This window comes from Mesorhizobium sp. M0019 (genome assembly GCF_040323975.1).
Lineage (GTDB): Bacteria > Pseudomonadota > Alphaproteobacteria > Rhizobiales > Rhizobiaceae > Mesorhizobium.
On record NZ_JAMYVK010000048.1, the window covers coordinates 30628 to 56291 of the forward strand.

Genomic DNA, 25664 nt, shown 5'->3' on the forward strand with positions numbered 1-25664 from the left:
ACCGGATCCGTATGGCTCCCATCTACGATCTCATCCTGACAGGCGGCACCGTGGTCAATCACGACGGCCAGGGTTTTCGCGACGTCGGCATCAATGGTGGGCGCATCGCTGCCATCAGCGACCTCCGCGAGGCGTCGGCCGGTGAGACGATCGACTGCCGTGGGCTGCACATCCTGCCGGGCGTCGTCGACAGCCAGGTGCATTTCCGCGAGCCGGGCCTGGAGCACAAGGAAGATCTGGAGACGGGCTCGCGGGCAGCGGTGCTCGGCGGCGTCACCGCCGTCTTCGAGATGCCGAACACCAATCCGCTGACCACCAGTGAGGCAACCCTTGCCGACAAGGTGCGGCGTGCCACCGGCCGCATGCATTGCGACTTTGCCTTCTGGGTCGGCGGGACCCGCGACAATGCAAAAGACGCTGGCGATCTCGAGCGGCTGCCAGGTGCGGCCGGCATAAAAGTTTTCATGGGCTCGTCCACCGGCGACCTGCTGGTCGAGGACGACGAAGGCGTTGCCTCGATCCTGAGGAACACACGCCGCCGCGCCGCCTTTCACTCCGAGGACGAGTTCCGGCTGCGCGAGCGGCTTGGCGAGCGCATCGCGGGCGATCCGTCCTCACATCCGGTGTGGCGCGACGAAATCGCTGCGTTGCGCTGCACCGAGCGCCTCGTGCGAATCGCGCGCCAGGTCCGCGCCCGGATCCATGTGCTGCACATCTCGACCGCCGAGGAGATAGGCTTCCTCGAACAGCACAAGGATGTCGCGACCTGCGAGGCGACGCCGCATCATCTGACGCTGAGCGCCGATGATTATGCGCAGTTGGGCACCCTGATCCAGATGAACCCGCCGGTGCGCGCCACGCGCCATCGCGACGGGGTCTGGCACGGCGTTGCGCAAGGCATCGTTGATGTGCTCGGCTCCGACCATGCGCCGCACACGCTGGCCGAGAAGGCAAAGCCTTATCCGGCGTCGCCGTCCGGCATGACCGGGGTGCAGACTTTGGTGCCGATCATGTTGGATCATGTCAACGCCGGCCGGCTGACGTTGCAGCGCTTTGTCGACCTGACCAGCCACGGCCCGCAGCGTATTTTCGGCATCGCCAGGAAAGGCCGTATTGCCGCCGGCTACGATGCCGATCTGACCATCGTCGATCTGAAGCGCCGCGAGACCATCGCCAACGCCCAGCAAGGCTCCAAGGTCGGCTGGACGCCTTATGACGGCAGGCAGGTGACCGGCTGGCCGGTCGGCACCATCGTTCGCGGCCGGCGCGTGATGTGGGAAGGTGAGATCGTCGCGCCGGGCCAGGGTAGGGCGGTGGAGTTTTCCGAGGCGTTGGCGGGCTAAGCTCCCTGCCTCCATAGGGGCCAGGCTAAATCACTCAATCCCCAGCGACGAAGAACGTCCATTGTCCGGTCGGCGTGATGCCGACTCGGTAGAAGATGTACGCACCGAACTGCTTCATATCGTCATAGTCGCTGGCGGTGACGATCTTGAACAGCTCGACCCGCTGCCTGGCATCGAGCTTGTCCAGCGGCAGGGCGAAGAAATAGGGCCAGACATAGAGATCCTGCGGCGTGCCGGCATCGACATGGACAAAACCGGCATTGAGCACCTCTTCCAGGATGGCGAGGATCTCCTGGCCTTCCGTGTCGCCGGAAAGGCCTTTCAGGAAGGCGATCGGGTCGCCCTCCATGTCGCCCAGCGACAATTGGGTCATCATGTCTCCCGTGCCGATCAGCGGCCGAAGCTTTTCGATGTCGCCGCTTTTGCACGCCTCGACTATCAGATCGTGCATGCGCCTGACCGGTTCCGGCAACTTGGCGAGGTCGTATACGACTTCGGGCACAGGCGCGTCGGGATCGACATGCGGATTGGCCACGCCGCCATCATTGGCCGGCCCTTTCGGTTCGGTTTGTTCCGGCTCGTCGGACGGAGTCGGCTGGCTGGCTGCAGGTGGCGTCGTGCCGAGCGGGCCGGGCATCGGCACGGTACTTCCAGGCGGCGACACGTCGCCGTCGGGCGGCGGCGTGACCGGCGAGGGCAGGTCTTCGCGCTTGATCTCGCTGAGGGCGTGAGCGGGACTGCTCGCAAGAAACAGTGCAGAAGGAATCATGGCGCAGGAAGCGGTGAGCCAAATGCTGAGGACCAGGCCGTGCGGCTTGCCTGATATCGAAAAATTCACCGCCTGCTACTCCCTGGTTCCAGGCCCGTCCATGTGCCCGGACATGATGTCCGGCGGCGCGCCGTCGTCAAAGAACCGGGGTCAGTGCCGCAGTCTTTCGGGCTCGAAGGCCCCGGCAATCACCTTTTCACGCATGCGATCGAGCAGGGCAAGCGCCGAGGTCTCGCCATTGGTGCGCAGCATTTCGCCGAATGCCGTTTCGAGGGCTGCCTCGGCGATGATTTCCGGCTCGATCCCGGCCGACAATCCTTCTGCCCAGGCTTCGCTGTGGCTTTCCACGGCGGTCAGGCGCTTTTCTTCCCTGACCAGCGCGTCGATGTCGTTGACGCCATGTTCCATTGCGATTTCCACCCTTTCAAGCGGTGATCCGTTGGACAGGGATCAAGCTTGAGTTGTCCCTTTTACACGCAGGCACAGTAAGTATTTGTAAATACGACATTTTTTTGGTCGTCTTCTACAAATTCCGTCGCGTCCAGCAAACCTGCGTCCGATCCGTTTCAAACTTAGCCGATTAGGCCGGCCAAGGGGACGGAAACCTTCAGTTTGAGTTAATTTCACATTCGCGCGCTAACGTTTCGTTAACATAGTTGCAAAAGTGCAACATCAGGTTTGCACCAAGACCTCACCCGAGGCAAGCGGAGAAGTGTCGAACGCGTCCGCCGCCCACAGCGCCGCGGTTGATGCCGGTTTGCCGGAACGGCAGCTGCCGTCGTCAGTTTCCGTAGCGCGAAGCGATGTCGCGAGACAGCGTCTCGCCTTCCTTCATGTAGCGGCTGATGGCTTCCGTGGCCGAGGCGGTGCATTGCGTATAAGTACCGCCGAACGACCGGTAGCCGCGGTTGAAGCTGGCGATGAAGCGGGCGCGCCGCTCCGGGTTCGGATTTTCCGATGCGATCAGTTTTTCCATCTCGGCTCGCCACCGATCGCCCTTCTCGCCACACAGATTACGCAGGAAATGCAGCGAGCCGAGCACTTCCGCCAGCCGCATCAGCCCGGGCTCGAACGGTGCTTCGGCGGCAATCGCCGGGCGCGCACCGACAACCACGCTGACGGCGAGGCATGCGGCGAGAAACGAAGACGTGCGGCTCATGAGTCCTTGTGCTGAAACAATTTGTCGCCTGCAAGGCGATTCTCTGGCTCAGGTCTCGCCGTCTTTGTTGGGACCGAGTAGATCGTCGGCAATTTCAAACACCGCATCGGCGAGCGGCATCGCTGTCATTTCGGCCAGCGTATAGAAAGCCGCGGTTTCGGCGTCGTCGCTGGCCACCGCCTCGCCGCCAGCATAATCGGCCCCAAACACCGTCAGCCAGTAGTCGACCGGATGCCCGTCGCCGCTGCCGTCGATGTGGATTTCCCGCAGCGGCCGGTAGCTGCGCGCCTGCAATCCGGTCTCTTCCAGCAATTCGCGCCGTGCTGCCTGTTCCAGCGTCTCGCCGGCTTCGACCTTGCCGCCGGGAAAGGCATGGAGGCCTTGCGAGGGCGGCCTGGCCCGCTTGACCAGCAGCACCGTGTTCTCGCGCACGACGCAGACCGAGACTGCCGGAATGATCTTGCGTGCTTCCATGGGCTTCGGATCGCTCGATTGGCATAGCCCGTTGTGGACCGGCCGTCGGCGAACAGCTTTAGCGGTTGCGAAAGGCGGGTTCCATGGCCACTTTCACATGCCACCAATTCGAGAGCTGAATTCATGTGCGGACGCTTTGCCTTGACCGCCACTCCGGACCAGACCGCCGCCTTTCTCAGCCTGGCGGAACTTGAGGAGTTTCCGGCCCGCTACAACATCGCGCCGACGCAGCCGGTGCTGATGGCGCTCGCCGGATTGCCGCAGGCGCCGGGCTCGAACCTGCCCGACCGCCGCTCGATGCTGGTGCGCTGGGGCCTGATCCCGGCCTGGGTCAAGGATACGCGTAACTTCCCGCTGCTGTTCAACGCGCGTTCTGAGGGGGCTTCGGAAAAGGCGTCGTTTCGCGCTGCCATGCGCCATCGCCGCGCCCTGGTACCGGCTTCGGGATTCTACGAATGGCACCAAACCGGTGGCAGAAGAGGGCAGCCCTATTGGGTGCGGCCAAGGCGTAGCGGGCTTGTCGCCTTCGCCGGGCTGATTGAGACCTATGCCGACCCGGGCGGCTCGGAAATGGACACCGGCGCCATTCTGACCGCCCACGCCAATGCCGATACTGCCCATATCCACGACCGCATGCCGGTGGTGATCCATCCCGAAGATTTCGCGCGCTGGCTGGATTGCAGCACGCTCGAGCCGCGCGACGTGGCCCATCTGCTGAGACCCGCCCAGCCCGATTTCTTCGAAGCGATCCCGGTTTCCGACCTCGTCAACAAGGTCGCCAATACCGGGCCGGAGATTCAGGAGAAGGGCGTCGTCGAGCCTGAGCCCGAGAAGGTCAGGCGCCAGAAGTCCGGCGCGAACGACAGTCAGATGAATTTATTTTAGCAAAAGCTACTATTGCTGGTGCGCCGTGAGCGCCTCAATCTTCCCGACGGCATTCTCAGGCAGCGCGCGGCGAAACGATCTTCTGCGCCGGCTTCTTCTTCTTCGCGGTGTGCAGAAGAGCTGCGACGATTGCTGCCGGGCCGATCGCCCGGTAGTGGCTGGCGAGCGCCGGTTGCTTGGCGCGGTTGGATTCTTGCTTAGGCATTGTTCTCTTCCCTGGTAACGTCTTCATGTCTGCGTTTGCTGGCCGAATCCGACCAAATCGTGACGCTTGCTGATCTAGCCGGCGAATGTTTCATCACAGTGCCGACCTGTTTAATAAAATGTTTCAGTGGCTCAATTCCTGTGAGCCAACGATATTTTTGGCGAAGGTAGCGACTTGACGGCAACACCGGGCAAGGCGATAAAGCCGGCCATGAAAACGTCTTTCGCCATTTGTGGCATTTGCATTATCGGCTAGCCTCGCGCTGGTCCTGGACGTTTTCGCCTCATCTCCTCCCAGATTGGACAAACGCCCCGGCCAGCAGGCTGGACCCCGATTTGCGCCTCGGCGTAACCGACTCCATCCAGAGCACGATCCCAAAAGATCATGCCAAAGTAACGCACCGGGAACGCACGTATGTCTGACGCATCGAAGAGCCTGCGCCTCTACAATACGCTAACGCGGAGCAAGGACGATTTCTTCCCGATCGATCCGCGCAACGTGCGCATGTATGTCTGCGGCCCGACGGTCTACGACTTCGCCCATATCGGCAATGCGCGGCCGGTGATCGTCTTCGACGTGCTGTTCCGTTTGCTGCGCCATCTCTACGGGCAAGCGCACGTCACTTACGTCCGCAACATTACGGACGTCGACGACAAGATCAACGCCCGCGCACTGCGCGATTTCGGCGGCGAGATTGCCTCTGGCAAGCTGTCGCTGAACGAAGCGATCAGGCGGGTCACCGAAAAGACCGCCGGTCAGTTCCACAAGGACGTTGCGGCGCTCGGTTGCCTGGAACCGACGGTCGAGCCGCGCGCCACCGAGTTCGTCGAGCCCAGGCCCGATGGCAAGGTCGACATGATCTTCTTGATACAACGCTTGATCGAACGCGGACATGCCTATGTCGCGGCTGGAGAAGTCCTGTTCGACACCGCTTCCATGCCGGACTACGGGCAGTTGTCGAAGCGCAATCTCGACGAGCAGCAGGCAGGCGCCCGCGTCGCCGTCGATTCGCACAAGAAGAACCCGCAGGATTTCGTGCTGTGGAAATTGTCTTCGCCCGAGGAACCGGGCTGGGACAGCCCGTGGGGCAGGGGTCGGCCCGGCTGGCACATCGAGTGCTCGGCGATGTCGGCCGCCTATCTCGGCGAGGTGTTCGACATCCATGGCGGTGGCATCGACCTGATCTTTCCGCACCACGAGAACGAGATCGCGCAATCGCGTTGCGCCCACGGCACCGAAACGATGGCCAAGATTTGGATGCACAACGGTTTCCTGCAGGTCGAGGGCCAGAAGATGTCCAAGAGCCTGGGCAATTTCTATTCGATCACCGAATTGCGGGAGACGGATACCTTTGGCGGCCGCAAATGGCCGGGCGAGGTGCTCAGGCTGGCGATGCTGATGACGCACTATCGCGAGCCGATCGACTTTTCCGTGCGCAAGCTGGAAGAGGCGGAGAATACGCTGCGCAAATGGAAGCGGGCGGCCGATCTGGCGCCGCCGACGGCAAAGCCGATGCCGGCGGATGTGATCGAAGCGCTGTCCGATGACCTTGCCACCTACGCCGCATTCCAGTTGCTGACGCAGTTGGCTGGTGATGCTGTTGATTTCAACGCAGGCAGCGGCAACGCAGCCGCCGAAGACAACGATGCTGCCGCTTCACTGAAGGCATCGCTTCTGTTCCTCGGCTTCGACATCGCAACAGCCAAGGTGGATGAAGACGCCATTGCCAAGGCGATCGCCAAACGGCTCGCGCTGATCGCCGCCAAGAACTGGGCCGAGGCCGACCGCATCCGCGACGAGTTGCTGACGCAAGGCATCCAGTTGAAGGACGGCAAGGACCCCGTCACCGGCGAACGCATCACCACCTGGGAGGTAAAAAGATGATCGATCATCTCGGCATCACCGTTTCGGATTTCGACGCGTCGAAGGCTTTTTACGACAGGGCGATGGCGCCGCTCGGCGCCTCGCTGCTTTACATGGTGCCGCAGGGATATACCGGCGGCGCCAAGGTCGGCGGCTACGGCCGCGACCGGCCGGTGTTTTGGCTGCATGCCGGCAAGGACAAGCCGAAGGATCATCAGCATGTCGCCTTCACCGCTCGCAGCCGCGCCGAGGTCGATGCCTTTCACGCCGCGGCGATTGCCGCCGGCGGCAAGGACAATGGCGGGCCGGGCCTGCGCCCGCACTACCATCCGAACTATTATGGCGCCTTTGTTTTCGATCCCGACGGCAACAATGTCGAGGCGGTTTGCCATGCCCCGGAGTAGTGCGCGATGAGCCTCGACAACAGACCGGTCTATACAGGCGGCTGCCAGTGCGGCGCGGTGCGCTTCCGCGTCGAAGGAGCGCTCGGCGATGCTTCCGTCTGCCATTGCCGCATGTGCCAGAAGGCGAGCGGCAATTTCTACCTGCCGCTGGTCTCGGTGCGCGGCGCAAGGCTGGACTGGACGCGCGGTGAGCCCAAACGCTTCCGCTCGTCCAACGCGGCTTTGCGCGGTTTCTGCGCCGAATGCGGCACGCCGCTGACCTTCGAAGCGCCCGACGGGGTGGCCCTCGCCATCGCCACATTCGACCACCCCGAGGAGATCGCCCCGACCATCCAATGGGGTGTCGAAGCCAAGCTCCCGTACGTGGATCACGTCCACGAATTGCTAGGTGAGGAAACGATAGCCGACGTCTCGTCGGCCTCCTATCTCGCCGATCTCGTCTCCTACCAACATCCCGACCACGACACCGAACAATGGCCGCCGGAGGAAAAATCATGACCGAAACCGTTCGTACCGGCGGCTGCCAGTGCGGCGCCGTGCGCTTCCGCATCCACGGGGCGCTCGGCCGCCCGTCCATTTGTCATTGCCGCATGTGCCAGAAACAGTTCGGGTCGTTTTTCGGCGCGCTGGTGACAGTGCCGAGCGACGGCGTCGAATGGGTGCGCGAGGAGCCGAGTTACTTTCAGTCGTCGGTCAACATCGATCGCGGCTTCTGCGCCCGCTGCGGCACACCACTGACCTACCGCCAGCCCGGCGCGCTGGAGATCGCCATCGGCGCCTTCGACGACCGTTCCGATCTGGCGCCGCAGATCCAGGTTAACTACGCCGCCAGGCTGCCTTGGGTCGAGACGATCTTCGACGCGCCGATCCATGATGACCCGGATTTCTACGCGCGACAGGAATCCATCATCTCCTTCCAGCATCCCGATCACGAGACGGCCAACTGGCCGCAGCAGGGCCTGAAATTATGAGCAGCGAATTCCGTACCCTCTGTCCCGAGATCGAGGCTTTCGAGTCCGGCATGCTCGACGTTGGCGATGGCCATCAGGTCTATTGGGAGCGCTCCGGCACCAGAGGGGCCAAGCCGGCTGTCTTCCTGCATGGCGGGCCGGGCGGCACCATTTCGCCAAAGCACCGGCGGCTGTTCGATCCGAAGCTGTACGATGTCATCCTGTTCGACCAGCGCGGCTGCGGAAAATCGACGCCCAATACCTCGCTTGAAGCCAACACCACCTGGCACCTGGTCGCCGACATCGAGCGCCTGCGAAAAATGTGCGGCTTCGACAAATGGCTGGTGTTCGGCGGTTCGTGGGGTTCGACGCTGGCGCTGGCCTATGCCGAGACCCACCCCGAGCGGGTCAGCGAACTGGTCGTGCGCGGCATCTACACGCTGACCCGCGCCGAACTCGAATGGTACTACCAGTTCGGCGTGTCGGAGATGTTCCCCGACAAGTGGGAGCGGTTTCTGGCGCCGATCCCGGAGGCCGAGCGCGGCGACATGATGGCCGCCTACCGCAAACGGCTGGTCGGCAGCGATCCTGTGGCGCAGGTCGAGGCCGCCCGCGCCTGGAGCCTGTGGGAGGGCGAGACGATCACGCTGCTGCCGGAACCGGAAACCAGCGGTCCCTTCGGCCAGGATGATTATGCCCTGGCTTTCGCGCGCATCGAGAACCACTATTTCGTCCATGCCGGCTGGCTGGAAGAGGGACAGCTGCTGCGCGATGCATGGAAGCTTAAGGATATCCCGGGTACCATCGTTCACGGCCGCTACGACATGCCGTGCCCGGCGCGCTACGCCTGGGCGCTGCACAAGGCGTGGCCGAAAGCGGATTTCCATCTGATCGAAGGCGCCGGCCACGCTTATTCGGAGCCGGGCATCCTCGACAGGCTGATCCGCGCAACGGACATGTTTGCCGGGAAATGACCATGGCTCGCGAGCGCCTTTATCTGTTCGACACCACGCTGCGCGATGGTCAGCAGACGCCGGGTATCGACTTCTCCGTCGAGGACAAGATCGCCATCGCCAAGCTGCTCGACGAGTTCGGCATCGACTACGTCGAGGGCGGCTACCCCGGCGCCAATCCAACCGACACCGCCTTCTTTGCCGAGCGCCGCACGGCCGATGCCAAGTTCGTTGCCTTTGGCATGACCAAACGGGCAGGAGTGTCGATCTCCAACGATCCTGGGCTTGCCGCGCTGGTCCAGTCGAAGTCGGACGCCATCTGCTTCGTCGCCAAGAGTTGGGACTACCATGTCCGCGTCGCGCTCGGCTGCACCAATGAGGAGAACCTCGAGGCGATCAAGGCCTCGGTCGAGGCGGCGCTCACTGCCGGCAAGGAGGCGATGGTCGACTGCGAGCATTTCTTCGACGGCTTCAAGGCCAATCCAGATTATGCGCTGGCCTGCGCCAGGACGGCCTACGATGCCGGCGCGCGCTGGGTGGTGCTGTGCGACACCAATGGCGGCACGCAGCCCTCCGAGGTGCGCGCCATCGTCGAAAAGGTGATCGCGGCCGGCATACCGGGCGACCATCTCGGCATCCACGCCCATGACGACACCGGCCAGGCGGTGGCGAATTCGCTTGCCGCCGTGGAGGCCGGCGTGCGCCAGATCCAGGGCACGCTGAATGGCATCGGCGAACGCTGCGGCAACGCCAACCTGATCTCGATCGTGCCGACATTGGCGTTGAAGCCGGCCTTTTCGGGCCGCTTTGCTACAGGCATTTCGGCAGAGGCGTTGACCGGTATATCGCGCCTGTCCCGCGCCTTCGACGAGTTGCTGAACCGCGCGCCCGAAGCGCAAGCGCCCTATGTCGGCGCCTCCGCTTTCGCCACCAAGGCCGGCATCCATGCCTCGGCGCTGGCCAAGGAGCCGGCGACCTACGAGCATGTGCCGCCAGAGACTGTCGGCAACCGCCGCCGCGTCATGGTTTCGGACCAGGGTGGCAAGGCCAATTTCCTCGCCGAGCTGAAACGGCGCGGCATCGACATGCCCCGGGATGACCATCGCCTCGACGCGCTGATCGCTGTAGTCAAGGAACGTGAGGCGGAGGGCTACGCTTACGAAGGCGCCGACGCCAGCTTCGAGCTTCTGGCGCGCAAGATGCTGCATGGCCTGCCGGAATTCTTCCGCGTCACTTCGTTCCGCTGCATGGTCGAGCGCCGCTTCGACGCCAACGGCCAGCTGAAGACGGTCTCGGAGGCGATCGTGAAAGTGCTGGTCGAGGGCGAGGAGAAGATGTCGGTCGCCGAAGGCCATGGCCCGGTCAACGCGCTCGACATTGCGCTGCGCAAGGATCTCGGCAAATTCCAGAGCGAAATCGCCGATCTCGAGCTGGCCGACTTCAAGGTGCGTATCCTCAATGGCGGCACCGAGGCGATCACCCGCGTGCTGATCGAATCGCATGACGGCACCGGTGCGCGCTGGTGGACGGTCGGTGTCTCCGAAAACATCATCGATGCTTCGTTCCAGGCGCTGATGGATTCGATCGTCTACAAGCTGATGAAGAACCGCGACATGGCGGGATTGGCGGCGGCGGAATAGCGTTGAACCATCAGCGAGACTCCATTGATCCATCAGCAATTTGCGATGGTTTTGGGCAAGCCGCTGGCGCATAGCCTTGGGCCATGGCTACCCAAGCACTTCACATCGAGGCCGATACCAAAGCTCGTCGCGGCTTCCTGCTGGCGCTAGGCGCCTACCTGCTTTGGGGGCTGCTGCCCTTCTACATGAAGGCTGTCGCGCATCTGCCGCTGGCCGAAGTCATCGCCCACCGCATCGTCTGGTCGGTGCCGATCGCGGCCGCCGTCCTGGTCTGGGCCGGTCGCACTGCCGATTTCAAAGCGGCAGTTCGTTCGCCGCGCATCATTTCGATGGCGGTGCTGACGGCGGCGCTGATCTCGGTCAACTGGGGCATCTATGTCTGGGCGATCGCGGTCGACCGCACCATCGAGACCGCGCTCGGCTACTACATCAACCCGCTGGTCAGCGTCGTTGTCGGCGCGCTGCTGCTCGGCGAGCGGCTCGACCGCCTGCAGATCGCGGCGGTGGTGCTGGCGGCAATCGCGGTCGCGGTGCTGACCATCGACGCCGGCAAACTGCCCTGGGTGTCGCTGGTGCTAGCCTTTTCCTTTGCCGCTTATGGCTTCTTCCGCAAGACGCTGCCAATCGGCCCGAGCCAGGGCTTCCTGCTTGAAGTGCTGCTGCTGTCGGTGCCGGCACTCGGCTACATCATCTTCCTGATCGCCACAGGACAGGATCATTTCGTCTCCAGCTCGCTGAACGACACCGCCTTGCTGATCGGCTGCGGTCCGGTCACCGCCGTGCCTCTGCTGTTGTTTGCGTTCGGCGCCAGGCTGCTGCGCCTCTCCACCATCGGCATCATGCAATATATCGCGCCGACGATCGTCTTTTTGATCGCGGTGCTGATTTTCGGCGAACCCTTCGGCAGTGTTCAGGCCATAGCCTTCGGGCTGATCTGGGCGGCACTGGCGATGTACTCCTGGTCGATGTTTTCTTCGGCGCGCAAGACCGTTTCCGCATCAGCTCGAGCCGCGTAACGAAGAAAGGCGGCTGGCCGGTCTTAATGCCGGCAGCCGCGTCTTTCACGAGCGCTCAGCGCTTCGGCCCGAAGCCGGGATATGGCTGCAGCGGCACGACGGCGGCAATATCCATCATGCCGGCCTTGACCAGCGGTAAAGATGCAAGATGGTGGCGCACATCGGCATCGCTGCCGGCTTCGAACATCATGCCGCTGCCGGGAATGTCGCCCCGATTCCACACCTGACGCACGGCGCCTTCGGCATAGAGCGTGCGGCGCTGCTCGGCCTCGCCAGGCAGCAGCGGCGCGAAATCGGCGTCGGTGAACTTTTCGGTGTTGCGCGCAAGAAGGGCAAAGAACTGCATCGGAATCTCCTGATGTTGGCCGTTGGAATGGCGGAAATATTCGCTTCTGCTGGCCAGACAGTCCAAGACTGATTAGGCTAAATTTGAGACCTCACGGGACTTGAGCATCGAAGCAACAATGTTCGACCTGCGCCAGCTCCGCTATTTCATCACGGTGGCCGAAACCGGCAACGTCGGGCGTGCCGCCGAATTGCTGCACATCTCGCAGTCGCCGCTCAGCCGTCAGATCATTCAGCTGGAGGAGCAGCTGGGCGTCGCACTGTTCGAGAGGGCGAGGCAGCGGGTTCATCTCAATGCCGAGGGCCGCGCTTTTCTTGCCGAGGCGCGTGCGCTGCTGGCCCATGCAAGACGGCTCGAGGAGCTCGGCCGCAATCTCGCCAGCGGTACGGTCGGCCGTCTCGCCATCGGTTATGTGGAAGGTGCGGTCCATGCCGGGCTTGTCGCTCGGATGCTGCGCCAGTTTCGCCGCGACCGGCCCGAATTTCATCTTCAACTGAAGGGTCAGCGTTCCGCCGCCCAGATCGAAGCGCTGCGCGAACGATCGCTCGATCTGGGCCTTGTCTACACGCCTCCTTCTGCCGATGATCCCGACATCGTCGCCATGCTCATCATGCGCGAGCCGCTGGTTCTGGCGATGCCGGAAGGCGATCCATTGGCAGAAATCGCGGAGATACTGCCGCAGCAACTGGACGGCCGTACCTGGATCACGGTGGTGCGCCAGCCTGACGACACCAACCGCAGCCAATTTCTCGCCGCCTGCGCGAAGGCCGGTTTCCTGCCCGACATAGCCTATGAGACGACCGATCCGTTGACGTCGTTGGGCTTGGTCAGCGCCGGGCTTGGGCTGGCGACGGTGCAGGCCAGCCTGCGGAGTGCCGCGCCGCCTCAGATCGTGTTTCGCGATCTGCCGTGGTTCGAACGCACCGTCTCGATCCATCTCGCCTGGCGGCGTCAGGACAAGCGTGCGGTCATCGGAGACTTGAGGAAGGCAGTAGGGAAGGAGTGAATAGTGAATAGTCAATAGACAGGCGCCGGTTTGGAAAGTCTTCTACTTCACCATTCACCATTCACCATTCACCATTCACCATTCCCCATTCACTTTACATCTTATCAATCACCGACTGCACGCCCTCCGTCGGTGCATCGACGGAGGATCCTGCCACCATGATAGCGGCGACGATTGCTTCCGGATCCTCGACCACCAGCGGCTTGACCCGTTGCGCCGTGTGGATGAAGCCCTCCGTTGCCATGTGGTCGAGCAACGCCAGCATCGGATCCCAGAACCCTCCGACGTTGCCGAAGACGATCGGCTTGCGGTGATGGCCGAGCTGTGCCCAAGTCATGATCTCGACGATCTCCTCGACGGTGCCGATGCCGCCGGGCAACGCCACAAAGGCGTCGGATTTCTCGAACATCCTGTGCTTGCGCTGGTGCATGTTGTCGGTGACGACGAGCTCGTCGAGCCGGTTAAGCGCGGTTTCGGTCGCCTCCCTGTTGATCAGAAAACGCGGAATTATGCCGGTTACCTTGCCACCGGCCTTTAATGCCCCTTCAGCGACGGCACCCATGATACCTTTAGTGCCGCCGCCATAAATCAGACGCAGGCCGGACTTGGCGATCGAGCGGCCAAGCAGGTGTCCGGCCTTGATATAGGTTTCATCTCGGCCCGGGGACGAGCCGCAATAGACGCAGACAGATCGAATCGTGTTCATGTTATGATTGGTGATAGGGACTATTGGCATGGTCAAGCCCTGGGGCGGGCTTTTTCTTGTCGGCTTTGGTAAAACAGGCTAGACCGAAATTAGGTGGCTAAGGGGCAGGGAAACATGGCAATTAATCCATTGAAGGCGTTTTTGTTCGCGGCTGGCGGCTCTGTCGCCGCGGCGGGAACCGCCTATGTATCGGGCGCGCTCGACCCGTATCTCAATTCTACCCGGCCTGCGGAGGTCGCGGCGCTGACGCCGCCGGCTTCGAAACCGGCCGCTCCGGCGACCGAGGGCCGCCTGCCGCCTGCGCCCGCCGCGTCCACCGATGCCGCAGCGCCCGCCGCGCCGGCCACAGCAGGTGCAATCGTGCCGACCTTCGACATCGTGCGCGTCGAAAGCAACGGCTCGATCGTCGTCGCCGGCAATGCGGCGCCCAACGCCAAGGTAGAGATTCTTAACGGTTCGGCTGTGCTCGGCTCGACGGTCGCCGGCCCTGACGGCGCCTTTGCCATTATTCTCGACGATCCGCTGAAGCCCGGCGACTATACGATCACGCTGCGCTCTACGGCTGGCAATGTCGTGACCGCCTCGGCGCAGACCGCCGTCGTTTCGATCCCCCAGAATTCCACCGGCCAAGTGCTGGCAATGGTCGAGGAGCCGGGCAAGCCGTCCGAACTGCTCACTGTTCCGGCCCCTCAGGCGAAATCTGACGCCTCGCCGACTGTCGGCGAACAGGCGGCCGTTCAGCCACCCGCCACCGGCACCGAATTGCCGGCTGCCGCAGCGCCGGCGCCAGCCGCCCCGGCGGCTGATGTCCCAGCAGCGCCTGCTCCTGCCGCGCCGGCCGCTGTTGAAGCCGCGCCGGCTCCGGCAGCACCCGCCACACCGGCAGCGCCCGCTACTCCCGCGGTGGAGCCGAAGATCGTCGTCGAAGCTGTCGAAATCGACGGCAACAAGATTTTCGTTGCCGGCCTCGCCGATCCCGGCCGCAAGGTGCGTGCCTATGCCAACGATATCCTGCTCGGTGACGCGAAGACCTCGCCCGACCGCCACTTCCTGGTCGAAGCGACACGCGACATCCCGGTCGGCACCTACACCATCCACGTCGATGCGCTCGACGCCGACGGCGTGACTGTGGTGGCCCGTGCGGCTGTGCCGTTCGAGCGCGAGCCTGGTGAGGCGGTTGCGGCCGTGGCGCCGGCCGAGCAGAAGCCTGCCGGGGTAAAACAAGCCGAGCCGAATGCTCCGGCAACCGAAGCCGCACCGGCAACAGCCGCCGAAACGCCCGCAACTGCCCCCACTCCTACAACCGAGGCCCCGGCCGAAATGGCTGTCGCAACGCCTCCGGGCGAAACTCCCGAGACCGTGGCGCCAAAGCTCGAACATGCCGATGGCGCAGTCATCATCCGCCGCCATGACACGCTGTGGCGGATTTCGCGGCGGGTCTATGGCCAGGGCATGCGCTACTCGACCATCTATCTCGCCAACCAGGACCAGATCAGCAATCCGAACCGCATCTGGCCGGGGCAGGTGTTCAAGGTGCCGCAGAAATCGAAGGAAGGCGAGCCCGCCGATCTCAAGGCAATGGGCGACCAGATGACGACGGCGCCAGTCAAGACCGAGTAGCCGTTCTGCCCATCAGGATAGCTTGCGGCAGGGCCAGTCATCGTTTATCGCCGATGGACGATGACCGAATCCCCCCTCGTAACGGACCGAAGCCGCGCGGCAGATGAACGCGCGCCAGCCAACTGCACGCCGGCCAACTGCACGCCGGATAGCCGCGCTGTCGCTGTCCGGCTCGCGGCCCTTTCGCATCCAGCGCGGATCGAAATTCTCAAACACCTTTCCGCAAGCCGTTCCTGCTGCTGTCGCGAGGTCGTCGAGCATCTCGACCTGGCGCAGTCCACCGTTTCCCAGCATTTGAAGATCCTGGTCGAGGCCGGGCTGATCCGCTTCGAGCCTGACCGCCAGCGCTCGCGCTATGAGCTCGACCGCGCCGCGCTCGCCGATGTTTCGGCATCGCTGGCCGCGCTGGTCGATTCCTGCTGCTCCGGCCGCTAAAATCATAAAGGTAAACAAGAATGGCCGAGAAAACCGTTTCCGCAGATTCCGGCTCGACCTTCAGAACGTTGCGCAATCTCTGGCCCTATATGTGGCCGGCCGACCGCGCCGACCTGAGGGCGCGCGTGGTGTGGGCAACCGTACTGCTGGTTGTCGCCAAGCTGACCCTGGTGGCCGGACCCTATTTCTTCAAATGGGCGACCGACGCACTGGCCGGCGATAGCAAATCGCCGCCGCCGCTGCCGGCTCTGCTGCTGGCGCCGGTCATGCTGGTCGTCGCCTACAATGCCGTGCGGCTGGTGCAGCTCGGCTTCAACCAGTTACGCGACGCCCTGTTTGCACGGGTCGGCCAGCATGCGGTGCGCCGGCTCGCCTTCCGCACCTTCGTGCACATGCACGAACTGTCGCTGCGCTTCCACCTCGAACGGCGCACCGGCGGACTGTCGCGCGTCATCGAGCGCGGCACCAAGGGCATCGAGACGATCGTCCGCTTCACCATGCTGGCGACGGCGCCGACAATCGTCGAATTCGCGCTCACCGCCGGCATCTTCGCCGTTACCTATGGCTGGCTATACGTCTTGGTGATCGCGGTCACGGTCTGGCTCTATGTCTGGTTCACCGTCAGGGCGAGCGATTGGCGTATTTCGATCCGCCGTGAGATGAACGAAAGCGACAATGAAGCCAGCACGAAGGCGATCGACTCGCTGCTCAACTACGAAACAGTCAAATATTTCAATAACGAAGCCATGGAGGCCGAGCGGTTCGACCGGTCCACGGCGCGCTATGAGTTGGCGGCGACCAGGACCTGGACTTCGCTTGGCTGGCTGAACTTCGGCCAAGGTGTGATCTTCGGTATCGGCATGACCGTCGTCATGGTGATGTCGGCGCTCGAGGTGAAGGCGGGCACACAGAGCGTCGGCGATTTCGTCTTCGTCAACGCCATGCTCATGCAGCTTTCGGTGCCGCTGAATTTCATCGGCATGATCTACCGCGAAATTCGCCAGGGCCTGACCGACATCGAAAACATGTTCGATCTGCTCGACGTCAAGCGTGAGATCGTCGATCGGCCGGGCGCCAAGCCGCTGGTCGTCGATGCCGGCAGGGTCGAGTTCCGCGACGTACATTTTTCCTACGACCCCAACCGCAAGATCCTGAAGGGCATCAGCTTCGAGGTGCCAGCCGGCAAGACGGTGGCCATCGTCGGCCCCTCGGGAGCCGGCAAGTCGACCATTTCGCGGCTTTTGTTTCGCTTCTACGACATCCAGCGCGGCAAGATTCTGATCGACGGCCAGGACATTCGCGACGTGACGCAGGAGAGCTTGCGCGCTGCCATCGGCATGGTGCCGCAGGACACGGTGCTGTTTAACGACACCATCGCCTACAACATCCGCTACGGCCGCGTCGGCGCCAGCGAGGAGGATGTGCGCAAGGCGGCAGAACTGGCCCAGATCGGACCGTTCATCGAGCGGCTGCCCGACGGCTATCGCTCAAAGGTCGGCGAGCGCGGATTAAAACTGTCCGGTGGCGAGAAGCAGCGGGTGGCGATTGCCCGCACCATTTTGAAGGCACCGCCGATCCTGATGCTCGACGAGGCGACCTCGGCGCTGGACAGCCACACCGAGCAGGAGATCCAGGCGGCACTCGACCTGGTCAGCCAGGGCCGCACCACCCTCGTCATCGCCCATCGGCTGTCCACAGTGATTTCGGCCGACGAGATCATCGTCCTGCAGGATGGCCAGATCGCCGAGCGCGGCACCCATGTCGCCTTGATAGCCAAGCGCGGCCTTTATGCATCGATGTGGGACCGCCAGCGCGAGGCAAGCGAGGCCGAGGAGCGGCTGCGCATCGCCCGCGAAAGCGACGAGTTCGGCGTCGTCGTCCGCCGCCGCACCTCGGAGGTGAGCTGAAAATTCGTGCTTGACCTCAACTTAAGTTGAGATCGTAGGCCGTTTTGGATCGCAGCAAGATGCGTCGTTCAAAAACGGAGGCAATCGATATGAATGGGATAAATCAGGCAGTTAGTGGCGGCAGTGTATTCCGGGTGGACAAGTTTGTCGTTCCGGCCAACGCCCGCGAGGAGATTCTTGCCAAGGTCCGGATGACGCATGATTTGCTGCGCCAGCAGCAAGGGTTCGTCCAGGATTTCCTGCTTGAGCAATTCTCGGGGCCGGGCGAGTTCAACCTCGTGACCATTGTCGAATGGGAAGGGCAGGCCGCCGTCGACAAGGTCGTGCCGATCATCAAGGCCGCGCATGAGCGCAGCGGCTTCAATCCTCAGGAGATCATCGCGCGACTTGGCGTCAAGGCCGATATTGCCAACTATCAGCGGATTCCCGGGATGTAAGCTCTCTACGGCCAGCCGGCGCCCGGCGCAGTAGCGTCGACGCTGAGCACTTGGCCGGTACGGGCATCGCTGATCATATGTTCGAAGCCGCGCCATTCGGCGGCCACGATGAACAGCGTTTTTCCCTCGCTGCCGCCGAGCATGCAGGCAAAACAGCCGCGATCGACGTCGACGCTTTCGAGCATCGCGCCGCCCTCGCGCACCCGCACGCAATGCCGGTTCGGAACGTCGGCGTACCAGGCCGCACCTTCGGCATCGAGGCAGATGCCGTCGGGAAAACCGTTGCCGAGATTGGCCCAGATCCTGCGGTTGGAAAGGCCACCATCGGCAGCGATGTCGAAGGCGGTCAGCCGGTTTGCGTGGGACTCGGCAACGACCAGCGTCTTGTTGTCAGGCGTCACCGCCATGCCATTGGCGAAGGCGAGGTTCTCAGCCACCTGCTGAACCGAGCCGTCAGGCGCGACCAGCACGATGGCGCCGGGGCCGAAATGCTGGCCGGGACCCGGAGCGGGCCCACCGCCATTGACATAGATGTTGCCGCGTCCATCGACGACGATCTCGTTCCACGGGCCCTTTGATAGTTGTCTCAGATCGGCATGGGTGACCAATGTCCCGTCTGCCTCCTGCCTGAGGATCAGCCCTTCGCGGCCGGACACGACAAGCAGGCGCCCGTCCGGAAGCCAGTCAATGGAATAGGGCAGGGTGGCCGGCACGGTGAGCACGATCTCGCTGTTGCCTAGGGCGTCAACGGCGATGATCTGGCCTGTGCCCCAGTTGCAGAACCACAGCCGGCCATCGTGCCAGCGCGGTGACTCGCCGAAGGCCAAGCCGTTCATCACCACTTGCACTTGCCTAGCTGCTGATTTCTGCATGGGCCGAGAACCTCCGGGTTTGCGCAAATCGTCATGGCCGAAAGGCCGATGAGAGGCGCTGTCTTGCCAAGGACGGGCGAGAGTGCTGCGTTCCGACAATCGCAATGAACATTTCCGGTTGATCACTTCGGCAGTCCGGATGCTGCTAACGACATCCTGAAACGGCGGCGACCGCCACCCCCCAAGCGCTCTCATTGTCGCGTTGCGACTGCGGGGTGTTTCCGCTATTGAGGCCGGAATTGGAACCAAGGTTGCCCTCATCCATGAGCCTCGTTGACACGATCAAGAATGCGTTCGTTCCGATCCATCGCGAGGGTTATCCCTTTATCGCTGCGTTCGGCGCGGCGACGCTCTTTCTTGGCTACTTCTCCTCGACCCTGTTCTGGATCGGTCTCATCCTGACGGCCTGGTGCGCCTATTTCTTCCGCGATCCCGAGCGTGTCACGCCGATCGATGACCGGCTGGTTGTCAGCCCGGCCGACGGCATCGTCTCGGCGGTTGGCCCGGCCGTGCCGCCGCGCGAGCTTGGCCTCGGCGGCGGTGAAATGACCCGCATCTCGGTGTTCATGAACGTCTTTTCCTGCCACGTGAACCGCTCCCCGGTGCGCGGCCGCATTTCCAGGATCGAGCATCGGCCAGGAAAATTCCTCAACGCCGAACTCGACAAGGCAAGCACCGAGAACGAGCGCAACGGGCTGGTCATCGAAAGCCCCAATGGAACGGTGGCCGCGGTACAGATTGCCGGCCTGGTGGCGCGGCGCATCGTCTGCTGGGCCGAGCCCGGCGGCGCCATCGGCACCGGCGAGCGCTTCGGGCTGATCCGCTTTGGCTCGCGCGTCGATGTATTCCTGCCCTCGACCGCGACGCCGCGTGTCGCCGTCGGCCAGACCGCGGTTGGCGGTGAGACGGTGCTGGCGGAATTCGGCGGCGTTGCCGCAACGCCGCTCGTGCGGATCTCCTGACCGGTGGCCCCGCCGTTCAAGAAATTCGAGGCGCATGGCGGCGGTGGCCCGCGCATTCGCGAAATCCCGATGCGCATGGTGCTGCCCAATCTGGTCACGGTGCTCGCCATCTGCGCCGGCCTGTCCGGTATTCGCTTCGGCTTCGAGGGCCGCTTCGAGCCAGCGGTGGTGATGGTGCTGCTCGCCGCCTTCCTCGATGGTATCGACGGCCGTCTGGCGCGAATGCTGAAGGCGACTTCCAAATTCGGCGCCCAGATGGATTCGCTGGCCGATATCGTCAATTTCGGCGTGGCACCGGCGCTGGTGCTCTATGCCTTTCTGCTCGACAGGGCAGGTTCGCCGGGCTGGATCGCCGCGCTGCTGTTCACCATCGCCTGTGGGATGAGGCTTGCCCGTTTCAACGTGCTCGACGAAGAGCTCGACCGTCCGCAGTGGCAGACCGAATATTTCGTCGGCGTGCCGGCGCCGGCGGGTGCGGTGCTGGTGATGCTGCCGCTCTATCTGTTCTTCCTCAGGCTTGGGCTTGAACCCAGCCGCCTGGCAGCCTTCATTGCCACCGGCTTTACAATATTGGTGGCGTTCCTGCTGGTCAGCAGACTGCCCGTCTATTCCGGCAAGAGCGTCAGGATACCGGGCGACAGGGTGCTGCCGATCATCCTCGCAGTCGTCCTCTACGTCCTGCTTTTGATGACCTATCCCTGGTATACGCTGACGGCCTCGGTTGCCGGCTATCTGGTCTTCTTGCCGTTCAGCGTGCGCGCCTATTCGAGACGCGCCAAGCGCGAAGGCGAGAAGGTGCCGTCCTCGGATATTGGTTGACAGATTTGGTGCGAGTTCGCGTTGCGCCTGGCAGTGCATGATTCCGAAAAGGGTCGTCCGTTTAGACTCAGGACCGGCTCACACAGCGCGCGGCGCTGTGGAATGCACCTCAAAAACCCCATTTTCGGAACTTGCTGGGCGGCTAGACCGTTTGTGTTTGGTAGGTCCGTCTGAGCGGCTGCTCGTGGTATGTCATCTACGTCGCGCAAGCTGCCGCATCGGGCGCAGAACCACGGAAACGAGGAGAAATGGCTGTCATCCTCATCGGCGTGTTACTGACTGTCGCCGGCCTCGTCTATATGGCGGTAGCAGCCATCATGCGCGGGCGGCTTAGTGAACCGGCCGCTGTCTCCACCGCGCCGGACAGTCCGACGCCTAATCTCGCAACACCAGGTCCGACCCTGGAGCCGCGGCGGCGCGGGCTCCGTTTTCTCGGCCTGTCGCAGAACTGGCCGGGCCTGCTGATGATGGCCGTCGGCGCCATTCTGCTGTTGTCGGTGGTGGTCTTCTAATGCATTCGCGCAAAAGTGTGCAGCGGTTTTGCGATAACCGCATGCATAAAAGCAAGAATCTAAAGCGCGTCGCACAAGGCCGGTCGAACGCGACGCGCTTTAGAGTTCTCGACAGCAAACCTTAGGCGGCTGCGCTCAGTCCCAGCCTCTCGAGTGCCAGCTTTCTAGTCGAGACATAGTCGGTCTTGCCGGAGCCCAGTACAGGGATCTCCTCGACCTTGACGATGTCGTTCGGCACCATCAGTTCGGCCGCGCCGGCTTTTTTGCCGAATTCGCGCAATTCGTGGGGATCGGCATTGTCGGCGGTGGTGACCAGAACGAGGCGCTCGCCGCGCCGCTTGTCCGGCACCGCTACCACGGCGTGATGCTCTTCCGGCCACAGCGACTGCACCAGCATCTCGACCGCACCAAGCGATACCATCTCGCCGGCTATCTTGGCGAAGCGCTTGGCGCGGCCGCGAATGGTGATGAAGCCTTCGCGATCGACCGAAACGATATCGCCGGTGTCGTGCCAGCCTTCGAGCGGCTGCAACTCGCCAGGCCGGTCGCCGGTCATGTAGCCCATCATCAGGTTCGGCCCGTCGAGCCACAGCCGGCCGGCGTCGCTGATGCCTTCGACCGGTTCGAGTTTCATGCGCATGGCCGGCAGCAGCCGCCCGACCGTTCCATCGCGGCCGTGGATGGCGGTGTTGACGGCAACCACTGGTGCGGCCTCGGTCAAGCCAAAACCTTCGATGATCTCGGCCTGGAAGCGCTCGCGGTAAACCCGGCGAGTCTCCGGCTTCACCACCTCGGCACCGGCCACGACGAAGCGCAGGCTGGAAAAATCGCCGTCCTTGGCGGTGCGGGCATAGTTGGCGAGGAACGTGTCGGTGCCGAACATCACCGTCGGCCGGACCTTGCGCGCCACCTCCGGAATAAGTTTGTAGTGGAGCGGTGACGGGTAGAGGAACAGCTTTACTCCGGTGACCAGCGGCAGGATGGTGCCGCCGGTCAGCCCGAACGAGTGGAACACCGGCAGCACGTTGAGCAGGATATCGGCCGGCGAGATGGTGATGCGAGCTTCCGCCTGCATCGCATTGGCAAGAAGGTTCCGGTGCGACAGCACCACGGCCTTGGGCGTGCCTTCCGAGCCGGAGGTGAACAGGATCACCGCCGGCTTGGCTGCATCCTGGCGCTGCAACGGCCAGCGCCACAGCAAGCCGGCTGCGGCCTTGTCCAGCACGGTCACGCTTGCGCGGACATCCTCCAGCCACAGCAGTTTCGCCCCGCCCTTTTCCACCGCCTCGACGATGTCGGCGAGGTTGGCCTTTTCGACAAAGGCGCGTGAGGAGACCACGGTTCGGATCATCGCCGTGCGGATGGCGGCGGTGACGCTGGCCGGGCCGGCGGTATAGTTGATCATTGCTGCCACCCGCGCAGCCGACAAAAGTCCGACGAACGACAGCACGACGCCATTGGCGTTGGGCAGGAGCAGCCCAACCGCTTCGCCCGGCGCTGTTATTGCCTCGAACCGTCGGCCCAAAACCCTGGCGCCGATGAACACTTTCCGGTAGCTCAGGGCACCGCCAATGACGTCCTCGATTATTGGGTGCGAAGCGCCAACACGGTCGGCCGCATCGCGCATGGCGAGGAACAGCCCTCGGTCGAGATCACTGCCGAAAAGCCTGGCCTCGGCGAAGCGATCAAACAGCGCATTGGTGTTGGAGGCCTGATCTGGGTTCCGCGCCACCAGCTCGGCGATGGTCATCGGCTCCAGTGCGCTGATCGACAGCTGCGGAAACCAATGGCGCGGCGCCTTGTCCGCCGGCGTCAGAGAGGCCGGCAGGCTGCGTGCGCCGGCAACGAAGACCGGCACGATACGGGCGTCGGCCTGCATGGCGATACGGGTGATGGCGCGAAACAACCGAAACGACTTGACGTCTGGCTCGACCGCATCCGGCAGGTAAACGGCGAGCCGGCCCTTGCCCTTCAGCACCCGCACCAATCTGCGGCTGACGAAGACATGCTCGGCGTTGAAGGCGATGGTGCGGCCGAGCTCGCGCCACGGCTCCAGCCACGGCGATCTGGCCGAAGCCTGGTCGAGGATGTGCAGCGTGTCCTCCGGCAGCAGCGACAGCATCAGCGCCGGCTCGATGCGTGACTGATGCCAGATGACATAGATGACCGGGGCCACCGACCTGCGCGCAATCTTGATGCGCTCGTCGCTGATCCGGTAGGCGAGCTTGAACGGCACGTAGAGCAGCGCCTGGCTCAAACGCAGGCCGAGGCGGAACTTCTCCACCACGCCGATCAGCAGCCAGGCCGCGACAAGACCCGCAAGCAGCGCCAGTGTCAGGATCATCGCCGCATCTCCCAACGATCTCACGTCACGGCTCTTCAATGGCCGCTTCGGGTGAGAACCTAGCCGAAGTTGGATCAACGTCAATGCGGCTCCATTTTTCCTTCTTGATTCGGCTCGGCTGCCTATCGCAGCTACGCCGCTTTCATCCTTCCGCTGATGAAGCGGAATTCCTGCGTCTTGCCGCCAAAGCCATACGCGGCCGCAGGCACTTCATGCACGAGGGCGTAGCTTTCCTCATGCACCTTACCCAGCAGCCGGCCGAATGCCGCGAAAATTGCCTGCAGATACGCCTCCAGTTCGAGCTTGGTGTTGGTGCCGTCGACAACCTTGATGTCGAGCCAGGCCGTGTTGGTGCCATGTTCGGCCAGCGACTTGCCGCCGGCGAACCAGTGCTCGGGGTCGTGATAGGAAATGGCAACAGCTGTGATCGTCGCGTCCTTGCGCAGATGCGTGGCCGTCAGTTCGGTCACTTCCTTGGCAATGGCGGCGGACAAAGCGGCATCGGGCTTGCCGGTAACGCTGACATTGATGATCGGCATATTTCTTCTCCTCGGTTTCAAGCGGCGCCTCTTCGCCGTCGAGAAAATCATGCCATCGTCCTTTGATCAAAAAAATCGAATTGTTTTTGATAAACACTTTGATAGTATCGAATTATGCAGATGTTCGATCCCGACCTCCTCAAGACTTTCCTCGCTTTCGTCGATGGCGGTTCCCTGGCGCGGGCCGCGTCGATCGTCGGTCGCTCGCCGTCCGCAGTGACCGCGCAGATGCAGCGGCTGGAGGATGTTGTCGGCGAACCGCTGCTGGTGCCGCAGGGGCGAGGGCGCGGCCTGACGCCGGCAGGCGAGGATCTGATCGTTCACGCGCGTCGCATCCTTGCCGCGCACCGCGAGGCGTGGCTGGCCCTCAAAGGCGCGCACGCCGACGGACGCGTCGCCATCGGCACCACGCAGGATTTCGCCGACAGCGGCTTGCCGCAGCTTCTCAGGGCTTTTGCTGTCAGCCATCCGCGCGTCAGGATCGAACTGCGCGTCGGCCGTTCCGCCGAACTGGCGCAGGCTTTACAGGCCGGCACCCTTGATCTGGCCATTGCCATGCGGCAGGTGCCGACACGGGACGAAGTCGGTGTGCTCAAGGAACCAATGATCTGGCTTTGCTCACAGAACGGGCTGGCCACCCGCCACGACGAACTGCCCTTGGCGCTGCTCGATCCCCATTGCGGGTTTCGCGAAGCGGCGACCAGTGCACTCGATGCGGCCGGCCGTCGCTACCGCATTGCTGCCGGCAGTGCCAGCCTTGCCGGTCTGCGCACGGCGGTGCACGCCGGCATCGCCTTGACGTTGAGGACGGCGCGCTTCGCTCATTCCGGCATCGTCGAGGCGCCGCGCGATCTTGATCTGCCGCCGGTGCCGGTCGCCGAATTCGCCGTCCGCTTGCGTGAGGATGCCGACCGGCCGGCGCAGGATCTGGCCGCGTTGTTCAGCGGCAACCTGGCCTTGGCCAATTGAGCCAGCAAAGAAAAAGCCGACCTTGCGGTCGGCTTCTGAGTAGGACGGGCCGAGGGGTTTGGGGGGACTTGGGGTGGCCCGTCGCAGCCATAATGCCTGAGCCCTATGATGGTTCCATGACTTTTCAAATTAATTTTCAGGACCGGATTTCTCGTGATCGGACCACCAACTCGCGCTCGGACGCGGCGAGGATTGGTCATGCATCCGCTGCGCGCTGCCTGGCCATCAGCCAGTCGCGGCCGGCGTGAGCGAACACCGCGCAAAGCACGATGGCGCCACCGACCATGCTGGCTGCCGGCGGGATCTCCGCCAGGAACAGGAAGGCAAACAGGATCGCGAATGGCACTTCAGCTGAACCCAGCAATCCGGACTCGGCCGCTGGAATAAGCCGGGTGCCCTCCGTCCACAGGATCGAAGCCAGCGCGAACGAGGCGCCGAAGGTGGCTAGCCTGAAAAATTCACGGTGGGTTGGCGGATGTGGTTCAAGCCGTTGAAATGACGTAGAATTTGGTTGCTAAGGCCGATCCGA

28 protein-coding genes and 1 pseudogene are annotated in these 25664 nt (G+C 63.1%); 18 read left to right on the forward strand and 11 right to left on the reverse strand.

Going from position 1 to position 25664, the window contains the following annotated elements; translation table 11 throughout:
* Positions 1-11: 11 nt before the first annotated feature.
* Positions 12-1343, forward strand: a complete 1332-nt coding sequence (locus NKK47_RS27365; RefSeq protein WP_352578940.1) for a dihydroorotase — start codon at positions 12-14, stop codon at positions 1341-1343.
* A gap of 34 nt (positions 1344-1377) precedes the next feature.
* On the opposite strand, the gene NKK47_RS27370 is transcribed toward NKK47_RS27365, so the two are convergent.
* The 4 genes from NKK47_RS27370 to NKK47_RS27385 all read right to left on the reverse strand — a co-directional run bounded on the left by NKK47_RS27370 (position 1378) and on the right by NKK47_RS27385 (position 3745).
* Positions 1378-2181, reverse strand: coding sequence for a hypothetical protein (locus tag NKK47_RS27370; RefSeq protein WP_352578941.1), 804 nt, complete (start codon positions 2179-2181; stop codon positions 1378-1380).
* Positions 2182-2262: 81 nt separating this feature from the next.
* Complete coding sequence (locus tag NKK47_RS27375; RefSeq protein ID WP_023677749.1) at positions 2263-2520, reverse strand: hypothetical protein; 258 nt, start codon at positions 2518-2520, stop codon at positions 2263-2265.
* Between the two features lie 373 nt (positions 2521-2893).
* The gene (locus NKK47_RS27380) at positions 2894-3271 is read right to left on the reverse strand and encodes a TIGR02301 family protein (protein WP_023677748.1); all 378 of its coding nucleotides are present in this window, start codon (positions 3269-3271) and stop codon (positions 2894-2896) included.
* A 48-nt stretch (positions 3272-3319) separates the two neighbouring features.
* Positions 3320-3745: an NUDIX hydrolase gene (locus NKK47_RS27385; RefSeq protein ID WP_352448986.1), complete on the reverse strand. Its 426-nt coding sequence runs from the start codon at positions 3743-3745 to the stop codon at positions 3320-3322.
* Positions 3746-3868: 123 nt separating this feature from the next.
* Here NKK47_RS27385 and NKK47_RS27390 point away from each other — a divergent pair, with 123 nt between their 5' ends.
* The gene (locus NKK47_RS27390; RefSeq protein WP_352578942.1) at positions 3869-4630 is read left to right on the forward strand and encodes an SOS response-associated peptidase; all 762 of its coding nucleotides are present in this window, start codon (positions 3869-3871) and stop codon (positions 4628-4630) included.
* A 55-nt stretch (positions 4631-4685) separates the two neighbouring features.
* Here NKK47_RS27390 and NKK47_RS27395 read toward each other — a convergent pair whose 3' ends face one another.
* On the reverse strand, positions 4686-4835 hold the full coding sequence (locus NKK47_RS27395; RefSeq protein WP_023677745.1) for a hypothetical protein: 150 nt from the start codon (positions 4833-4835) through the stop codon (positions 4686-4688).
* A 414-nt stretch (positions 4836-5249) separates the two neighbouring features.
* On the opposite strand from NKK47_RS27395, the gene cysS reads away from it, so the two are divergent.
* From cysS to rarD, 7 genes are all read left to right on the forward strand, one after another.
* A complete protein-coding gene (gene cysS / locus NKK47_RS27400) occupies positions 5250-6719 on the forward strand; it encodes a cysteine--tRNA ligase (RefSeq protein ID WP_352578943.1) in 1470 nt (489 codons plus the stop codon).
* Complete coding sequence (locus tag NKK47_RS27405; protein ID WP_352578944.1) at positions 6716-7102, forward strand: VOC family protein; 387 nt, start codon at positions 6716-6718, stop codon at positions 7100-7102. Before cysS ends, NKK47_RS27405 begins: the two co-directional genes overlap by 4 nt.
* Before the next feature lie 6 nt (positions 7103-7108).
* Positions 7109-7600 (forward strand): GFA family protein, encoded by a 492-nt coding sequence (locus NKK47_RS27410; RefSeq protein WP_352578945.1) that lies wholly within the window; start codon positions 7109-7111, stop codon positions 7598-7600.
* On the forward strand, positions 7597-8073 hold the full coding sequence (locus NKK47_RS27415; RefSeq protein WP_352448982.1) for a GFA family protein: 477 nt from the start codon (positions 7597-7599) through the stop codon (positions 8071-8073). The genes NKK47_RS27410 and NKK47_RS27415 overlap by 4 nt, the downstream gene beginning before the upstream one ends.
* Positions 8070-9026, forward strand: a complete 957-nt coding sequence (gene pip, locus NKK47_RS27420) for a prolyl aminopeptidase (protein ID WP_352578946.1) — start codon at positions 8070-8072, stop codon at positions 9024-9026. The genes NKK47_RS27415 and pip overlap by 4 nt, the downstream gene beginning before the upstream one ends.
* Positions 9023-10645, forward strand: coding sequence for a citramalate synthase (cimA, locus tag NKK47_RS27425; protein WP_352578947.1), 1623 nt, complete (start codon positions 9023-9025; stop codon positions 10643-10645). The genes pip and cimA overlap by 4 nt, the downstream gene beginning before the upstream one ends.
* 83 nt (positions 10646-10728) lie before the next feature.
* Positions 10729-11661 carry an EamA family transporter RarD gene (gene rarD, locus NKK47_RS27430; protein ID WP_352578948.1) on the forward strand — a complete coding sequence of 311 codons (933 nt, stop codon included), beginning with the start codon at positions 10729-10731 and terminating at the stop codon, positions 11659-11661.
* A 55-nt stretch (positions 11662-11716) separates the two neighbouring features.
* On the opposite strand, the gene NKK47_RS27435 is transcribed toward rarD, so the two are convergent.
* A complete protein-coding gene (locus NKK47_RS27435; RefSeq protein ID WP_352578949.1) occupies positions 11717-12007 on the reverse strand; it encodes a muconolactone Delta-isomerase family protein in 291 nt (96 codons plus the stop codon).
* Positions 12008-12107: 100 nt separating this feature from the next.
* Here NKK47_RS27435 and NKK47_RS27440 point away from each other — a divergent pair, with 100 nt between their 5' ends.
* On the forward strand, positions 12108-13013 hold the full coding sequence (locus NKK47_RS27440) for a LysR family transcriptional regulator (protein ID WP_352578950.1): 906 nt from the start codon (positions 12108-12110) through the stop codon (positions 13011-13013).
* Positions 13014-13107: 94 nt separating this feature from the next.
* On the opposite strand, the gene NKK47_RS27445 is transcribed toward NKK47_RS27440, so the two are convergent.
* The gene (locus tag NKK47_RS27445) at positions 13108-13719 is read right to left on the reverse strand and encodes an LOG family protein (RefSeq protein ID WP_352454388.1); all 612 of its coding nucleotides are present in this window, start codon (positions 13717-13719) and stop codon (positions 13108-13110) included.
* Between the two features lie 114 nt (positions 13720-13833).
* Between NKK47_RS27445 and NKK47_RS27450 the strand changes: the two genes are divergently transcribed.
* The 4 genes from NKK47_RS27450 to NKK47_RS27465 all read left to right on the forward strand — a co-directional run bounded on the left by NKK47_RS27450 (position 13834) and on the right by NKK47_RS27465 (position 18118).
* Positions 13834-15339, forward strand: coding sequence for a LysM peptidoglycan-binding domain-containing protein (locus NKK47_RS27450; protein ID WP_352578951.1), 1506 nt, complete (start codon positions 13834-13836; stop codon positions 15337-15339).
* A gap of 60 nt (positions 15340-15399) precedes the next feature.
* Positions 15400-15774, forward strand: coding sequence for an ArsR/SmtB family transcription factor (locus NKK47_RS27455; RefSeq protein WP_023677733.1), 375 nt, complete (start codon positions 15400-15402; stop codon positions 15772-15774).
* Between the two features lie 20 nt (positions 15775-15794).
* On the forward strand, positions 15795-17681 hold the full coding sequence (locus NKK47_RS27460; RefSeq protein WP_352578952.1) for an ABCB family ABC transporter ATP-binding protein/permease: 1887 nt from the start codon (positions 15795-15797) through the stop codon (positions 17679-17681).
* An 89-nt stretch (positions 17682-17770) separates the two neighbouring features.
* Positions 17771-18118 carry an antibiotic biosynthesis monooxygenase gene (locus tag NKK47_RS27465; protein WP_352578957.1) on the forward strand — a complete coding sequence of 116 codons (348 nt, stop codon included), beginning with the start codon at positions 17771-17773 and terminating at the stop codon, positions 18116-18118.
* Positions 18119-18123: 5 nt separating this feature from the next.
* On the opposite strand, the gene NKK47_RS27470 is transcribed toward NKK47_RS27465, so the two are convergent.
* Positions 18124-18990: an SMP-30/gluconolactonase/LRE family protein gene (locus NKK47_RS27470; protein ID WP_352454390.1), complete on the reverse strand. Its 867-nt coding sequence runs from the start codon at positions 18988-18990 to the stop codon at positions 18124-18126.
* 263 nt (positions 18991-19253) lie between these two features.
* Here NKK47_RS27470 and NKK47_RS27475 point away from each other — a divergent pair, with 263 nt between their 5' ends.
* From NKK47_RS27475 to NKK47_RS27485, 3 genes are all read left to right on the forward strand, one after another.
* Positions 19254-19952, forward strand: a complete 699-nt coding sequence (locus NKK47_RS27475) for a phosphatidylserine decarboxylase (RefSeq protein WP_023677729.1) — start codon at positions 19254-19256, stop codon at positions 19950-19952.
* A 3-nt stretch (positions 19953-19955) separates the two neighbouring features.
* A complete protein-coding gene (locus NKK47_RS27480; RefSeq protein WP_023677728.1) occupies positions 19956-20771 on the forward strand; it encodes a CDP-alcohol phosphatidyltransferase family protein in 816 nt (271 codons plus the stop codon).
* A gap of 248 nt (positions 20772-21019) precedes the next feature.
* Positions 21020-21283 (forward strand): hypothetical protein, encoded by a 264-nt coding sequence (locus tag NKK47_RS27485; RefSeq protein ID WP_352578953.1) that lies wholly within the window; start codon positions 21020-21022, stop codon positions 21281-21283.
* A gap of 121 nt (positions 21284-21404) precedes the next feature.
* On the opposite strand, the gene NKK47_RS27490 is transcribed toward NKK47_RS27485, so the two are convergent.
* Positions 21405-23627 carry an AMP-binding protein gene (locus NKK47_RS27490; RefSeq protein ID WP_352578954.1) on the reverse strand — a complete coding sequence of 741 codons (2223 nt, stop codon included), beginning with the start codon at positions 23625-23627 and terminating at the stop codon, positions 21405-21407.
* A 131-nt stretch (positions 23628-23758) separates the two neighbouring features.
* A complete protein-coding gene (locus tag NKK47_RS27495) occupies positions 23759-24166 on the reverse strand; it encodes a tautomerase family protein (protein WP_023677725.1) in 408 nt (135 codons plus the stop codon).
* 114 nt (positions 24167-24280) lie between these two features.
* Between NKK47_RS27495 and NKK47_RS27500 the strand changes: the two genes are divergently transcribed.
* Positions 24281-25135: a LysR substrate-binding domain-containing protein gene (locus NKK47_RS27500; protein ID WP_352578955.1), complete on the forward strand. Its 855-nt coding sequence runs from the start codon at positions 24281-24283 to the stop codon at positions 25133-25135.
* 196 nt (positions 25136-25331) lie between these two features.
* Here the strand turns inward: NKK47_RS27500 and NKK47_RS27505 are convergent.
* Positions 25332-25592: pseudogene (locus NKK47_RS27505) on the reverse strand (DMT family transporter); the annotation flags it as partial.
* Positions 25593-25664 lie beyond the last annotated feature (72 nt).